General features: G+C 40.5%; 13 protein-coding genes. 10 read left to right on the top strand and 3 right to left on the bottom strand.

From position 1 onward, the window contains the following. The first annotated feature begins 27 nt into the window (after positions 1–27). The 5 genes from G4Y78_RS16340 to G4Y78_RS16320 all read left to right on the top strand — a co-directional run bounded on the left by G4Y78_RS16340 (position 28) and on the right by G4Y78_RS16320 (position 3923). Positions 28–249 (top strand): DUF2835 domain-containing protein, encoded by a 222-nt coding sequence (locus G4Y78_RS16340; protein ID WP_178124464.1) that lies wholly within the window; start codon positions 28–30, stop codon positions 247–249. A gap of 522 nt (positions 250–771) precedes the next feature. Then, positions 772–1227, top strand: coding sequence for a DUF5680 domain-containing protein (locus G4Y78_RS16335; RefSeq protein ID WP_163834036.1), 456 nt, complete (start codon positions 772–774; stop codon positions 1225–1227). 147 nt (positions 1228–1374) lie between these two features. Next, positions 1375–2088, top strand: coding sequence for a substrate-binding periplasmic protein (locus G4Y78_RS16330; RefSeq protein ID WP_163834035.1), 714 nt, complete (start codon positions 1375–1377; stop codon positions 2086–2088). A gap of 212 nt (positions 2089–2300) precedes the next feature. Continuing rightward, positions 2301–3071 carry a substrate-binding periplasmic protein gene (locus tag G4Y78_RS16325; RefSeq protein WP_222937511.1) on the top strand — a complete coding sequence of 257 codons (771 nt, stop codon included), beginning with the start codon at positions 2301–2303 and terminating at the stop codon, positions 3069–3071. Positions 3072–3107: 36 nt separating this feature from the next. Beyond that, complete coding sequence (locus tag G4Y78_RS16320; protein ID WP_222937510.1) at positions 3108–3923, top strand: substrate-binding periplasmic protein; 816 nt, start codon at positions 3108–3110, stop codon at positions 3921–3923. Between the two features lie 233 nt (positions 3924–4156). On the opposite strand, the gene G4Y78_RS16315 is transcribed toward G4Y78_RS16320, so the two are convergent. Further along, positions 4157–5131 carry a LysR family transcriptional regulator gene (locus tag G4Y78_RS16315; protein ID WP_163834033.1) on the bottom strand — a complete coding sequence of 325 codons (975 nt, stop codon included), beginning with the start codon at positions 5129–5131 and terminating at the stop codon, positions 4157–4159. A 200-nt stretch (positions 5132–5331) separates the two neighbouring features. Here G4Y78_RS16315 and G4Y78_RS16310 point away from each other — a divergent pair, with 200 nt between their 5' ends. The 3 genes from G4Y78_RS16310 (at position 5332) to G4Y78_RS16300 (ending at position 8402) form a co-directional block, all read left to right on the top strand. Continuing rightward, positions 5332–6543: a multidrug effflux MFS transporter gene (locus tag G4Y78_RS16310; protein WP_163834032.1), complete on the top strand. Its 1212-nt coding sequence runs from the start codon at positions 5332–5334 to the stop codon at positions 6541–6543. 84 nt (positions 6544–6627) lie between these two features. Then, the gene (locus G4Y78_RS16305; protein ID WP_163834031.1) at positions 6628–7425 is read left to right on the top strand and encodes a substrate-binding periplasmic protein; all 798 of its coding nucleotides are present in this window, start codon (positions 6628–6630) and stop codon (positions 7423–7425) included. Between the two features lie 167 nt (positions 7426–7592). Continuing rightward, positions 7593–8402, top strand: a complete 810-nt coding sequence (locus tag G4Y78_RS16300) for a hypothetical protein (protein WP_163834030.1) — start codon at positions 7593–7595, stop codon at positions 8400–8402. Here the strand turns inward: G4Y78_RS16300 and G4Y78_RS16295 are convergent. Continuing rightward, positions 8385–9761, bottom strand: a complete 1377-nt coding sequence (locus G4Y78_RS16295) for a hypothetical protein (RefSeq protein ID WP_222937509.1) — start codon at positions 9759–9761, stop codon at positions 8385–8387. The two genes, G4Y78_RS16300 and G4Y78_RS16295, sit on opposite strands and share 18 nt — an antisense overlap. Positions 9762–10062: 301 nt before the next feature. Continuing rightward, positions 10063–12636: an ABC transporter transmembrane domain-containing protein gene (locus G4Y78_RS16290; protein ID WP_163834028.1), complete on the bottom strand. Its 2574-nt coding sequence runs from the start codon at positions 12634–12636 to the stop codon at positions 10063–10065. Positions 12637–12886: 250 nt separating this feature from the next. Between G4Y78_RS16290 and G4Y78_RS16285 the strand changes: the two genes are divergently transcribed. Both G4Y78_RS16285 and G4Y78_RS16280 read left to right on the top strand, forming a co-directional pair. Continuing rightward, positions 12887–14149, top strand: a complete 1263-nt coding sequence (locus G4Y78_RS16285; RefSeq protein WP_230425604.1) for a glycosyltransferase family 4 protein — start codon at positions 12887–12889, stop codon at positions 14147–14149. Further along, entirely contained in the window at positions 14149–15294 is a 1146-nt protein-coding gene (locus G4Y78_RS16280; protein ID WP_163834027.1) for a glycosyltransferase family 4 protein, read from the top strand. The genes G4Y78_RS16285 and G4Y78_RS16280 overlap by 1 nt, the downstream gene beginning before the upstream one ends. Positions 15295–15300 lie beyond the last annotated feature (6 nt).

Genomic DNA, 15300 nt, shown 5'->3' with positions numbered 1-15300 from the left:
TGGGAGAAGAGGTAAAAAATACAAAAAATGTCAACCATTACTGTAGAGTTAACTATTCCAGCAGACGAGTTTTTAGCTTTATATCGCGGCACAGCCCGTGATGTAGTGGCTACCTCTATTGATGGTCGTACAGTTCGATTTCCTGCCAAATGTTTACAACCTTATGTCACCAAAGCGGGTATTCATGGTCGCTTCATGATTGAGTTTGACGAAAACTTTAAGTTTAAGAAAATAACGCAACTGTCGTAACTCAATTTTTTTATAAAAAGACAGTGACAATACTTAGCCTTGCTTTAGGTTTTATCAACTGATTTTGCTTGTGGGTAAGTATCGTATAAGGTGAATCAACTCGCCTGTCAGCAATATAATGAAGGCGCCTAATGCATGTTATGTTCTTTTGGAGTTCAAATGAAAATTATTGAGAGCTATATGAAAAAGATAAACTGAGAGCGGTATTAATAGGCAGCTTGCTAAAATAGAAAATATTTCAATGAATTGAGGAAGCGTAATAAAAATATTCGAAGCAAATAGTTACTTTATATAGCAAATAATTCATCAGATAGTTTAATAAACTGTAACACAAAGTAAAACCTTTAAAGGCCATTGCATTATGTTGGATATGTCTTGGATTGCACAGAAATTTTCTGTGGTCTGGTGAAATATCTGGGTTGAGATGCTAACTTTAAAAGGTTGACTGAGATAGACCAGGCATGGCTCAGCTGCACTATCAAAGTGTATAGGAATAAGAACTGGCTAACCCAGGGATAAATTATGGATCACGAAGGACTTGTGGCATTTTTACGATCAGCAAAAGCCACCGGCTATCAATGGATTGGAGGGAATGAAGGGCAACCCTGCCGCGATCAAAGTCGACAGTTTTTGTATACTGAAGGTGATTATCATTATCGCGACCACTATTTCGGCTTTCGCCAGTTTGGTGGGGAAGAGGTTGTGTGGTTAAACCAGCAACCCTTATGGCAAATGCTGTATTTTGGCCATATTATCCCATCGCAAGTCTGTGAACCTGTATTTGCCTTTTTACAGAAGGCTTTGCAACAACCTGATATGATGCTCCCTTTGCGTGGCCCTAAACAATTTAGTCAAGATCAATGGCAATACCAGCTTACTATAGAGGGTGGTTTGCAGCAGTTCCAAGGTATCGAAAAAGTATTGTTAGTCGATAAATTGGTTTATCAGATGCACCTCATGGGGGGCTGCCTCAATTAACTGAGCTAAGTGCATGTTAAAATGATGACAGTTACGTTGCCAGATAGTAAAACCGGGTCTAACTTGTTCATAATATGACTGAATTTTTTGGTTACCCTTATGAGGTGGAGAACACTATTCATTGGGATGTTATGCCTGCAACTGAGTATGTTGAACTCAGTTGGTTGTGCTGCTGCTAATACTTTATTGGTGGTGACGGAAGATTTTCCACCCTTTCAGTTTCCAACCCCTGATGGCAAAGTGTCGGGTATGGCCACCGAAGTGGTGCGAGAAGTGCTAACCAAAGCAGGTATTAAGGCAGAAATACGCCTTTATCCTTGGGCCAGGGCTTATAAGCTCGCACTTAAAGAAACTAATGTATTAATCTATTCAATTGCTAGAACTCGTGATCGGGAGCATCATTTTAAATGGATAGGCACAATTACACCATATAGTGTTTATTTATGGAAGTTGGCCTCGCGAGAAGATATTCAGATAAAAGAACTGGAAGAAGCTAAGCAATATATCATTGGTGGGGTTACCAATGATGTCAAGCAAGACTATTTGGTTAATCATGGGTTTGATGTGGGGGAACAGATTATGTTAACCAACAGTGATACCCTCAATTTAAAAAAATTAACCAAAGGACGGATTGATTTAACCCCATTTGATGAGGTGGCATTTATTCATACGGCTAAACAGCTTGGGTTTAAACCAGAGAATTATAAACGGGCATTTTTTATAGAGGATCTTTCTTCTGAGCTCTATATGGCCATGAGCATTTTAACTCCTGATGACTTGGTGCGAACACTGAGGCGAGCGCTGGAAAAAGTCAAAGACTCTGGTCGTTATGATCAGATCAAACAAAAATATTTAAAATAATCTGCAATAGCTTAACATGTTGCTTACACTTACTTTTCATTCGTTTGTGTAAATCGCTTTATCTCAATTGGTAACATTAAGTACTGTTTAACTGTAAAAAAATATAAATATATACTCGTCAACCCTTACACTATAAGTATACCCTTCGCGAGCGATTTATAGCCCTACGATTGGGTATATTAAATTGCCAATACATGAAAGGGGTAATAGTGATGTTTAACAATAGCGTAAAAGCTATGTTGCTTACAGTTTTAATGCTGGTGGGAAATAGTGTTAAAAGTGAGGAACTAGGGAAACTGACCTTTATTACTGAGTCTTATCCTCCTTATAATTTTGAAACCGAGGGTATTTTGAAAGGTATTTCAGTTGATTTGTTAGTTGCCGCTACACAAAAAGTTAATAAACCCGTGCCTCGCAATAAAATAAAGCTTTATCCTTGGGCTAGAGGTTATCGTAATGCGGTTGATGGGCCTAATATTGTACTGTTTGCGACAACCAGGACCGAAGAACGGGAAAAGCTATTTAAGTGGGCAGGCCCTATTACTGCTACACGTATTGTGCTATTGGCACCCAAAACGAGTAATATCACCATTAACTCTCCTGATGATTTAAAGAAATACAAAATTGCTGCTATTCGTGATGATGTGGGAGAACAACTGGTTGTAGCATTAGGTATTGATAAAAGTAAAATCAAATCCTCTGCAAATGCTGATTCGGTAGTGAAGAAACTAGCGAGTAATAAAGTGGATATGTGGGCCTACGAAGAAAATGTTGCTCGCTGGTTTATTAAGAAAAACAGCTTGAATAATGATGATTATGCTACTGTCTATGTCTTAAAAGAAGGTGAGCTGTATTATGCCTTTAGTAAAGATGTTCCTGATACTGTGGTTGCAACGATTCAGGAAGGGATTGACAAGGTGAAAGCTGAACCTGGAAAAATAGGAAAAACTTTACACGATGATATATTAAGTGGATATATGTAGTTATTATTGTATAGAGGTTTAACAAGGGGGTAGACAATGAGGCTACCCTTTTTTAATGTCGCAATGAAAAGGTTAGTTTTATTGCTGCTTTTTCTGGCTTATTGTATAGAAGTGCCTATTTTAGCTGCTGAGGAAACGGCTGACTTAAAGAAAAAATTTTCCAAACTAACTTTTATTACAGAAGCTTACCCACCCTATAATTTTGTTGATCGTGGTATTTTGAAAGGCATTGCGGTGGATTTGCTGATTGCTGCCACGCAACTACAAGATATCACATTAAGGCGCGATAGTATCAAAGTGTATCCTTGGGCCCGTGGTTATCAACAAGTATTAAAAGGACCCAATATAGTTTTGTTTAGTACCACACGCACTGTAGCAAGAGAAACATTATTCAAATGGGCAGGTCCTATTTCGCCGACCCGTATCGTATTGATTGCTGTTAAAGCCAGGCAAATCAATATTAAGTTCAAGCAAGAGATGCACAATTACAACATTGCTGGCATCCGTGATGATGTGGGTGAGCAGCTCGTGTTGGAGGCAGGTTACCCACGACATAAGTTTATTTCTCAAGCCAATGCTAACTCAATTGTGAACATGCTGGTCAAGCAAAGAATCGATTTATGGGCCTATGAGGAATTTGTTGGTAATTGGTTTATCAAACAAAATAGACAGAATACAGATGATTTTGAAACGGTTTTTTTATTGAAAGAAGGCCATCTCTATTTTGCTTTTAGTAAGGATGTTGATAACAATTTAATAAATTTGATACAACAAGGTATTGATAAAACGAAAAAAATACCAGGGATGGTTCGAGAGACTTTATATCAGGATATATTAAGTCATTATATGTAACAAAGTTAATTTAAAATTAATCTATAACGGGTACATACACTGTTCTTTTTTATTGTATAACCTATGGCCGAATTTTTTATGTGGTAATAAAGTAAGTAACCCATTGTTACCCAAACAGTTAGCATTTGAAGACCCATTCCTTTGGTATAATCCATTTAAGAATGTTCCTAAAAACTTTGCGCCTTAAAGACTTCTTTTCACAAGCCTTGGTGTATCAAGGCTTGTGCAAACAACTATTGTACAGAGTTCTCTGACATCTCAGGGTTGATATATTCAAGCAGCATTTTTCGTAACCATTGATGGCCTGGGTCTTCATCAAATCGTTCATGCCAGGTCAGCAAATAAGTGATAGTGGGTAATTCCAGGGGGAGTGGTAATTCAACTAATGGGTATTGTTGTTTGGCGTAGTTTGCAAATTGCTTGGGGCCGGTAAAAACTAGGTCGCTATGCTGAATAATAGTCAGTGCTGCTTGAAATTCTGGCACTTTAGCCGCGATATTGCGTTCATATCCCTGGTCAGCTAAAAAGAAGTCCAGCATCCATTTACCATTGCTTTCACCTTCGCAATAAGCTTGAACATGACCTAGTTCTAGATATGTTTCCATGTCCCAACTGGATTTTTTAAATAGGATTGGGTGATCGCGCCTCACTAGGCAAACCATATAATCCTCTTTCAGTGGTTGGGTTCGTAAATTGGGAGGCAGCTCTACAGGACTTTGCCATGGTACATTACTCACGTTTTCTTTAACAGTAATCCCCAGTTCAATTTGGCCCTGGGTTAACATGTGTGCAGATTGTTTACTCCAAGGCCGATAATCCAGTTCTATATAGGGCGCTGCTGATAACAGTGGTCCAAAATAGCTTGGTAAAAATAATTGGTAAGCACTATCAATACTGGTCAAGGTGAAATAACGGCGACTTACCTTAGGATCAAATTTGGGTGGGTCAAGCAACAGAGAGACACTTTGTAGGGTATCTTGTAATTGGCTTTTTAGTTGTTCTGCATGAGTGGTAGGCAACATGCCATGGGCATTACGCACTAATAAAGGGTCTTGAAAAACTTCTCTTAACCGCGCTAGGGTTTTGCTCATCGCTGATTGTGATAAATGTAGTCGTTCAGCTGCACGGGTGCAGCTTTGTTCCTCAAGTAAAACCTGTAAACTGACCAATAGGTTAAGGTCAATCCGGGCTAGGTTTTCTACTTTCATTATGATATTCCGTTGGGGCATTATAGTTCTGAATTTATTTCTCTTGAGTCCATATCATAAATTAGCTAAGTTACTTTTATCAATTAATATGGGTCTATCTCTTCATTTTAGGGGAAGCAACATTGCCGCTAGCGAGTTGCGTGGTCGCCCCTTATTTTTTCATTATTCAATGTCGGTAGTAGTGTAGTGAGGTGTTGTTTTTGAATAATGTCATGCCAAGTACTTCTCGTGCTTTATTATTATCGCTGATTGCATTGGTACTATTTTCTCCTGTGGGTATTGATATTTATTTACCTGCTGTGCCTAATTTGATTGATCACTTTAAAGCACAGCAAGATCAAGTACAAAATACAATTACGGTTTTTTTGTTGGCAATGGGGCTGGGTCAATTGGTTATAGGGCCTTTGGCTGACCATTGGGGACGCCGTTATATAGCTTTAATGGGGATTATATTATACGGTGTCAGTAGTGTGCTTGCGGTAAGTGTTAGTTCAATAACAGAGTTCATGTGGGTACGTGCAGTACAGGGATTTGCTGCTTGTTGTACCTCAGTTGCTGCATTTGCAATTGTGAGGGACTGTTTTTCGGGGCAACAAAGTGCAGCTGCTTATAGTTATATGCTCGGAGCAATTAATTTGGCACCTGCATTAGCTCCGCTATTGGGTGGACTGTTAATTGCTCAATGGGGGTGGCAAGCTTGTTTTTACGCCCTGGCTATTTATGCATTGTTAGTTGTAGTGTTGGTTAATTACGGCTTACCAGAAACCAAACCCGCTTTTTCTGAGCCCATCCATCAGGTTTTAACTAGTTATAGACGCATTATTAGCCATAAGGGTTTTCAATACTATAGTTGTTGCTGTTTGGCGGCAATGACAATGATTTTAGCCTATGTTACTTGGTCACCAGTGGTGCTGATCAAGCAAGCTGGTTTTTCTAAGTTGGCTTATGGTGCCTTGTTTGGAATGAATGCCTTATGGATTTTACTGACTAGTATGACTGCCCCATGGCTGATTCAACGGATTGGACAACACCATTGTACCTTGATCGGACTACTGTTGATGGTTTGCGCAGGCCTGCTGATGTTAGCCAGTGGCTCATTGGGGTTATCGTTAGCCGTCAGCTTAATGATGCCTGTTGGCATGGCATGTGTTGGTTTTGCCTTAATTTTGGGGTCGGCTACCAGTTTAGCGTTAGCTCCATTTGCTGAGTGTGCAGGCACTGCGGCTGCGATGTTGGGGTGTGTTCAAATGGTAGGGGCCTCATTACTGGTCATGGTCATGACGCAACTAACAATACCACCACTGGTATTATTGGCAGTGGTAATGCTGATGATGGGTGGGATCCCCTTGTTACTTTCTCAGCGCAATCTGACTATTACAGCAGATTCGGGAATGCGCTCAGCAGGGGGATAAGGGTAATTATTTAGCCATCTGATGGTATTAGGCTAGCTACAATTAAAATAAGAGCATAGTTTAATGCAATAAAGTAGATGGCTAATGGTTAGGTGCTTAATCTTGTGGGGGTGGAGCCTACTCTTTTCTGGTGTGCAGATGGCCAGGGGAGATCAGTGTCTTAAACCCAATTATATGATGGCATGGACAGAACTGCCGCCTTACATGATGAAAAATCCGCAAGGAAAAGTGGTGGGGCTGGATATACGTTTTATTAAAGCAGTTTTTAAACAACTCAATTGCCCCTTAACATTGGTGCAGCTACCCTGGAAGCGTTCACTATATGAAGTTCAAAAAGGGCGGGTAGACTTTTTAGGGCTGGCTTCTCGGGTGGCTGAACGAGAGCAGTTTGCTTATTACTCAACCGCTTATCGACTTGAGCAAATAAGGATTGCTGTGCGCAGAGGGGAGGTTAAGCGGTGGGAAATAGCCAAATTAGAGGATTTAATTGGGCTGAATATGCGGCTCAATGTTCAGTTAGGTGCATGGTATGGGCCTGCCTATGCTAAAGCTATTCAACAAAAAAAATTTAAAGCGCTCGTTTATGCTGATATCGATAATGATAAACAGATGTTTCGTTTGTTAAACAATAGGGCTGATGGTGTTGTGCAAGATGTGGTGTATTTTGATTATTTTACCACTATACATGATAAAAAAGGTCAGGTTGAGCTTTTGCCTTTTGTCGTACACAACAACCCTGTGCATTTTATTTTTAGCAAAGCAAGCATAGCTCAGGCGGATTTTACTAAAATTAATGGTGCAATAAAAAAAGTTAAAAGAACACCGCTATACCAACAGTTATATAAAAAGTCTGGTGTTGTTGATATAGAAGCCAAACAATAAAGAAGTAACCCTGTCAATTATTATATACAGCAAGTGTTGTTTGGTATTTTGTTGACTAAATGGTAGAGCCTTGTCATCACTGTTTGAGCCTTGTTATGATAACCCTGACTTTTGATTTAGACTACCCACAGTGATTGGGTCTAGTAAGTAGACAGGGAACAATAGTGATGGATGTGGTTGCAAAAGCCCAGGATGGGACAACATTATCTAGATCGCAGTGGGAACTTACCCAGGAATTCAATAAGCGTTGTTCCGGTCAACAACCGGTATTAGGCCAGTGGTTTAATTGTTCGGTGGCAGAGTATGTGGCTGCTCAATTAGTGCCTCAGTTAGATAAGCAAGGTCTTTTAGTGTCAGCCAGTATGGAGGCTGCCCAATTAACCGTTGTTGAAACAGAAACACTTCCCCCTATATCTTCTGCAGAACAATTAAATTATCTTGCTAGGTTACATAATAGTAGAGTCAATCTAGATTATCACCAATTAGCTCAACATCAGTGGTTGCCTGAATATAATTTAATGCTGTTAGACGAAGTTAATCCTGCGAAACGACGCTTAATAGCAGCGTTATTAGACAGCTTATGCTATGACTACCAACATTTATTCGGGCCCATGAGTTTAATTGCAGGTGCTTGTGATAGACACTGTTGGCGGCGAACTTTAACTGGTGAGTTAATGTTGGTTGATTTGCACCGAATAAGTTTGGGTAATCCTGCACTGGATTTAGCTGCAACACTAACCGGTTTACCCTCAATAGATGACTGTTATCAAACTGCGCAAACCTATTTACAAGTTAACCCACAGTTTAAACGGCATATCAATCAACTGACGGCTGATATTTTGGCTGCAACTGTCTGGTTAAAAGTAGACAAATGCCGTTTAGTGGGTGTAGGAGTAGATAACTTTTCTGTCACTGAGCAAGGCTTTTATTTTGAGCAAGTGCCTGAATGGTTGGTATCATTAATGAATAATAGGTAAACGATATAACCAAAGCCCTTGCTTGGCATCATTAAACCCAATGAAACAACGCCATTTATGGCTATAACGCCACCGACCAAAGATGCCTTGGCCTTTACGCTGACTAGTTCCTGCTTTGAAGACAGAAGGCGTATTGGTTTGATCAAGGTTTTTCAGTTCCATCAGTCGCCAGGTTGTAGGGTCTAAAACAACTACGTTTTTATGGCCATCCCATAAAGCAAAAAGGTTTTGTTCTGGGTCGTAGTCGATACCAAATTGGCGGAAGCTGGCTGGTTCATGGCTAAGTTGTTGCTGGCCCAACTGAAAGGGTTGCCAAGCACCGTTGTGATTAATTTGTAATTTATGATGCCTTGGCTCAATGGGTAACTTAACAAAAGTATTTATCTGGAGTGACTGCCAATCAACATTGGTTAAATCATAACTAACCACACTGCTGTTAAGGAGTTGAATAAAGCGCTGTTGTTTAAGTGCATAAGCACCAGGAGATGCCCCGCCATAGTCAGGACCGCTTAATGACTTAAATAACGGTTGTTGACTAACGGGGTCGTAGCCTAACAAATAGTTTCCATTGGCAATTAATAAATTACCTGTGGTAGGTTCAACCGCTGAACTTAAATAGCCTGAAATAGGTAAACGCATCTGTTGTTGCCATTGTTTGGTTTTGGTATTAAATAGATAAGTATCGTTTAATGCTCTACCACTTCTATATATTGAGCCAGGACCTAACCAGAATTTTTTTAATTTCGGTAGATATTGAATTGCATCATAACTGTGGGCTGAGGTAGCGGCACCGTCAAGGGTAATACAGTCATTGCTAGGGTTATTTTGGTTATCAACACATTTCTTGATATTATTTTTTTTGTAGCGGCTGGGCTCAGTGGCCCGTTGCCAGCGAAGCTTTTCGAAGTTAAATAGATAGACTTCATTACCACCATAGTCACCGTGGCCGCCCCCCCATACTAATAATTCGTGGTCGTTAATGGCTCCGCCTGACCAGGCAGTGAGTACAGCCATTGGTCCAATAATGCTCCAGTCTTCGTGTTGCGGTGGAAATACTTCAGCTAAGGTATTATGGGTTTTCACATAATACCATTGGCCAGCTTGCATTTGTTCAACAATGGAATCAATTGATGGTAGAGCAGGGGGTTCGCCATTACCTTCATCGGGTGGCAATTTAACAGCCAATGCTAAGTCAGGGGTTGCTACGCTAAAATCACCTATTAAATTTAATGGGTGGTCAGTATTAGCTACCCATTCTGAGAGAATAAATAATACTTTTGTGATGGGTTTTCGGTTGTTGTTTTCAGATATAGGGCTGTCGCTCGCGCTGCTAGTATTAATATGCAAAAAATTAATCAATAAAATGCTAACTAATATACTACATGAACGGGAATGTAATATGGGTAATCCAAATAACCATTGATAGTGTTTCATCACCAAATTATGAGTGTTTAGCTTTTAGAAGGTTATATTTGCTGAAGATAGGGAGTGATAACCTAGGGTATTTATAAAAAGTACATTATTATATATACCGTTTATTAAGGTTTGTCTGTTTTACTTATGAGTACAAGATAAATTATTATTGCAGTTAAATGAAGGTTTTTTGAGTGGTCTCAGATAATATTGGCGTATTCCTCATGCTGAAAAAGACTGGCAATTATTAGGGATGCCCTTTAATTAGCTGCTGGTAATTACCTTGTTCAATGACTTGGCCTTTATCAACCACGAGGGTTTGATCAAAGTGCATGGCTTGCTCGGCACGATTGAGAACCCAGATTAAACCTTTATTGGCCATTTGATGTTTAACTTCACTCATTATTTCACTTTCAGTTGCCAGATCCAATACACTGGTTGCCTGATTGATGACTAATAAGTCTGGCTTTTTCAAGAGTGCCCTGGCCAAAGCCAGCTTTTGTCGCATGGCAAGGGATAAGCGAGTGCCTGCCGTACCCACCTCATAATCTAAGCCATAGCTCATAATGGGGCGGATTAAATCGTGAGAAGCAATTAGTTTGTCAATACAAGCAGTTATTTTGGCTTGGGCACGTGCTTGGCCATAAACTGCTTTGCCAAATAAAATATTTTCTTGGATACTAAGCGCTTCATTATATTCTTCTGAATCATAAAAAATAATGGTGGTATGACGGGCTTTTAGTGCTTTGGCGAGCTTTTTACGCACATTCAGTAGCTTGTTACAAATCTCTTCAGATAACAAACCTAAACGATGGCGAGCTGGGGTTAGCTGAAAGACTAAAGACAGCAGCATTTCGATTTGTTGCCGAGGAAGCTTATAAAGCTGCTCTTTATTGGCTTTGGCCATTAATGTTTGATAGTCACCAATTTCTTCTGCTTGGATAAAACTGAAGCGTTCAAATAAATCACTGCCAGGCTCAACATCGGCAAATAGCTCCAACATCATTTTAGCGACTTCATAACCCATGGTGAGTGCTGTATCCATTAAGCCTTCATCATCTAGTAATTGATGAATCAACGTGTTTTTATGCAACATATTGAGATCCAGCATCATTTCTCGGCTGGAACCAAATAAAATATTTTCAGCCACCGTTAAGTTATCGTTGTATTTGGTCCAATCAAAAAACTCGATAATGTCAGTCATATCTGAGGTTTGCACAGCATCTCTAAAAGCCCGCCTTAACTCAATAACCTGCTTCATGACATCTTGATCCGTGGCAGGGTTTAAATAACCTTGCAAGCCATAATGATAGATGTCATCTGCCATTTTTAACTTGGTTAGCATATTGATTAAATAATTATCAACAGCTTGGTTACTATCAAAACCCAGTTGACTCGGTTGAAACCAACTGTCAACGAATTGAGGTTCTTCTATTTGCAGTGAGTAAGCAGGACTCTTGGACTCCAGGGGGTGTATATTTAAGCCGTACAACAGGTTTTGTCGAATGGTACCAGAAAAGAAATGAGGCGAATTATCAAGATAACAGATATGCTGGCTTAACGTTGCACTGCTCAAGGTTTGTAAGTTTTCTGTAGCCAGGTTAATACGACCGTTACGGGGTGTTAATAGTCGGGTTAATAATAGAACCAGCTCACTTTTGCCACTGTTGTCGTTACCCACTATGGCGGTATGCTGGTTAAGAGGCAGAGTAATATTGACATCATCGATGATATTGACGTTTTCGTGTTCTCCATAATACAAATGTTCAGTACTTAGGTTTTGCTCTTGCAGATTAACAGGGGCGACAGGCCCATCTTGAATATGGCTGGCAAGCAAATTATCAGGACTAAATTGATAGACAATTTGCTCGTATTTGATGCGAATGTCTTCCTTGGTTTGGTAATATTTTAACAACTCTTTCCAGGGGGCATCTAAGTCTTGGTAAGCCGCGAGAGCAGCAATGAGTGCTCCAAGTGATAGCTCACCTTGAATGACATAATAGCCTCCTACAGAATAGAAAAAGAAAGGCGTCACTTTAGCCAGAAAGTTGTTTAAGAATTTTATAAAGAATTTCAATTTGTATATTTTGTAGCGAATTTCAAAGATATGATCCAGGCGATCTAAAATCTTTGAGCGCTCAAACTGAAAGGTACCAAAGCTGTGGATTTCTTTGATGCCTCCAATACTATCACCGATTTTATCCCCCAACCGTCGTGCTGCTAAAACCCGTTGTTTACCCAGCTGATTAACGATGCGTTGCAGTTTAGGAATAATGTATAGCTGTAAAGGGTATAGTGCTGTTGCTGCAATGCCTAAAATCACGTCTTGGTTATAAATAAAAAACAAATAAGTAACCAGTAATCCACCTTGAAAGGCAGGCAAAGCGAAGGCTTCACCAATAAACCCCCCTAAGGGTTCAGTTTCGGCTGTTACAATTGGGATTATTTCCCCCTGGGATACCTTTTTAAAGTGGGGGATAGGAAAGCGTAAAATGCGGCTATACAGCTCAAACCGTAGGTTTTTTAACATACGCTCACCGACCACACCACGGTAGACGTTTAATATATACTTGATCCCACCATTAATAATCACTAGACCCAAAAAGGTGAAACAAAGGATTAATAAATAGTCAATCTGATCAACCGGGTAACCCCACACAGTCTCAGGTACATTGTTACTGTTTAAGGCATCATTGATAATATGTTTGGGCACTTCTAAAGTGGCGTACACCAAAGGAAATGAGAAGACAGTTAATAATAAGATTAATATCTGGTCTTTGAGGGTGTGCTTCAGAATATAGCGGTAAATTGATGATTCCATTAGCCTCACTAAATGTCGTTGGATGGCTTGTTGACGGATAGTCTGTCGTTAGACTAGCAAAAAAGTGAACAGCTGACTGCTTTGGGTATTTAGCTGGAAAACGAGCATGTTACAATGTTTTGAATATTACATACATAATACACTTTTTGGCGTATAGCGTAAGTCGTCATTATTTTGCGAAAATACTGTACCCAAACCGTAAGGTATATAGCCAAAGCGTAGTGAAAAGCATAAACATTGGGGCAACAACTTGATAAATAAAGTCGCACTCGTTTTAAAAGGTTATCCTCGCCTATCAGAAACGTTTATTGCACAAGAAATCAAAGCATTGGAACAGCGAGGGTTACAGATTCAGTTAGTTTCATTACGACATCCTACTGACCAGCATGTTCACCCCATTCATAAAGAAATTAAGGCTCCTGTAAATTACTTGCCTGAGTATTTACATCAGGAACCCTGGCGGGTGATTAAAGCATTATTAAAACTTGTTCATAAAAAGGCTTTTTGGCAGCTACTGTTAGTTTGGTGGCAGGACTTTAAGCGGGATCGTACCCGTAATCGATTGCGTCGGCTGGGGCAAGCCTTAGTGTTAGCTGTAGAGTTATCGACAGAAACGCAATGGTTATATGCACACTTTATCCATACACCTGGGTCCGTTACCCGTTACGCCAGCTTGCTAACGGGCTTACCATGGTCTTGTTCTGCCCATGCTAAAGATATATGGACGACGCCACAATGGGAGTTAACCGAAAAGCTAAATGAATTAACTTGGCTAGCCACTTGTACTGGAGCCAATCAACAGTATTTACAGTCCCTTGCCGCTAATCCCGAAAAAGTCATTCTGGTTTATCATGGGCTGGATTTTAATCGATTTAAAGCTGCTTCTAGATCAGAAATAAGCGATAGATCAGTCCCTGAAAAAGCGGTCAGGAGCACAAAGTCAGTTGTCGTGCAATTAATTTCGGTTGGACGTGCGGTGGCTAAGAAGGGTTATGATGTGCTGCTGCAAGCGTTAGCACAATTACCTACTGAGCTAAATTGGCATTTTGTGCATATTGGCGGTGGTCCATTACTGAGTAGCCTGCAAACACAGGCTACTCAGTTAGGTATTGCTGATAAGGTGGAATGGTTAGGGGCTAAACCTCAGGAGGAGGTATTAGCACAGTATCGGCAAGCGGATATTTTTGTATTAGCCTCAAAAATAACCGACGATGGTGATCGTGATGGTTTGCCTAATGTGTTAATGGAAGCGCAAAGTCAAGGGTTGTCTTGTATTGCTTCGAATATTTCGGGTATTCCGGAGCTGATCATTGATCAGCAAACCGGTTTATTAGTTCCACAGGAAGATGCTTCTGCATTAGCTAATGCCATTGCTAAGCTGATTACAGACGACACTTTGCGTCATCGTTTAGCTGAGGCGGGTAAACAACGAGTCACTACGGAGTTTTCTTTAGCAACGAATATTGAACGGTTAGTGAAGCAGTTTGGCCTAACTTCTAATGAAAAAGAATAATGAATCAAACCATAGCCTTTTATGCACCCTTGAAATCGCCTTTTCATCCGATACCTTCAGGTGAACAGCGAATTGCCCGGTTATTTTGGCAAGCTTGTGAAAAAGCAGGCTTTAAGGTGTTATTGGCTGATAGTCTGCGCAGTTATGATCGCAGTGGTGATTTCATTCGCCAGCAGCGATTGGCAAAACTAGGTGAGCATAAAGCACAACGACTAATTCGGCGTTGGCTACAATGGCCTCAATCACAACAGCCTGCCTTGTGGTTAACGTATCACCTCTATCATAAAGCGCCTGACTACCTTGGCCCTTTGGTGAGCCAGGCGTTAAATATTCCGTATGTGCTAATAGAGGCTTCCTATGCAGCAAAACAACAAGTAGGCCCTTGGGCGCCAGGGCTAGCTGCTTCAGTAACAGCGATTCAACAAGCAGACAGTATTTTATCGCTCAATCCCGATGATGTACCAGGTTTACAACAAGTGTTGGGTAGTAGTGAGCGGGTTCAACAGATCAAGCCTTTTATTGATCCCATTGTGATCAATGACAATAAAAGTCAATTAAGGCAGCAGCTGTCTAATCAGTGGCAATTACCCATTAACAGTCATTGGCTATTAACTGTGGCAATGTTACGTCCCCGTGATAAACAACTGTCTTATCACTACCTCAGTCGCATATTACCTCAGTTAACAGACCTGGACTGGTATTGGGTTGTGGTGGGAGACGGTAAAGCCCGTGCTGAAATACAAGCTTATTTTGGTGATTTAACCCACCGAATTCGCTGGGTTGGTGCATTGCCAGAAGTAGAAGTCGCACGGTGGTTAACCGCTTCAGACCTATTTATTTGGCCTGCTATTAGTGAAGCATTAGGGATGGTGTTTTTAGAAGCGCAGGCAGCTGGTTTGCCGTGTATAGCAGGAGCAACAGAAGTAGGGGTGGTTAGTTTATTTGACCAGGCCAGCCCGGCTGGTATTTTATTATCAACCGAGCAGCCCAATGACTTTGCCTGCGCTATTCGACAGTTGCTATTAGATCAAGCATACCGACAGAAATTGGGACTGCGGGGAATACAACATATCAGGCAAAATCATTCAATTACCAATATCAGCCGCTGGTTGAAAAACCACTTTAATTTACTAATGAGTAAATAAGGGCAC

Source organism: Spartinivicinus ruber, assembly GCF_011009015.1.
GTDB lineage: Bacteria > Pseudomonadota > Gammaproteobacteria > Pseudomonadales > Zooshikellaceae > Spartinivicinus > Spartinivicinus ruber.
The sequence above is the reverse complement of the archived record's forward strand: the minus strand, read 5'-3'. Positions and strand labels throughout refer to the sequence as shown.

What these genes read in the sequence shown, in the direction of transcription:
- G4Y78_RS16340 (WP_178124464.1), top strand. Translation starts at nt 28, where the DNA reads ATGTCAACCATTACTGTAGAGTTAACTATTCCAGCAGACGAGTTTTTA.
- G4Y78_RS16335 (WP_163834036.1), top strand. Translation starts at nt 772, where the DNA reads ATGGATCACGAAGGACTTGTGGCATTTTTACGATCAGCAAAAGCCACC.
- G4Y78_RS16330 (WP_163834035.1), top strand. Translation starts at nt 1,375, where the DNA reads ATGTTGAACTCAGTTGGTTGTGCTGCTGCTAATACTTTATTGGTGGTG.
- G4Y78_RS16325 (WP_222937511.1), top strand. Translation starts at nt 2,301, where the DNA reads ATGTTTAACAATAGCGTAAAAGCTATGTTGCTTACAGTTTTAATGCTG.
- G4Y78_RS16320 (WP_222937510.1), top strand. Translation starts at nt 3,108, where the DNA reads ATGAGGCTACCCTTTTTTAATGTCGCAATGAAAAGGTTAGTTTTATTG.
- G4Y78_RS16315 (WP_163834033.1), bottom strand. Translation starts at nt 5,131, where the DNA reads ATGAAAGTAGAAAACCTAGCCCGGATTGACCTTAACCTATTGGTCAGT.
- G4Y78_RS16305 (WP_163834031.1), top strand. Translation starts at nt 6,628, where the DNA reads ATGGTTAGGTGCTTAATCTTGTGGGGGTGGAGCCTACTCTTTTCTGGT.
- G4Y78_RS16300 (WP_163834030.1), top strand. Translation starts at nt 7,593, where the DNA reads ATGGATGTGGTTGCAAAAGCCCAGGATGGGACAACATTATCTAGATCG.
- G4Y78_RS16290 (WP_163834028.1), bottom strand. Translation starts at nt 12,636, where the DNA reads ATGGAATCATCAATTTACCGCTATATTCTGAAGCACACCCTCAAAGAC.
- G4Y78_RS16280 (WP_163834027.1), top strand. Translation starts at nt 14,149, where the DNA reads ATGAATCAAACCATAGCCTTTTATGCACCCTTGAAATCGCCTTTTCAT.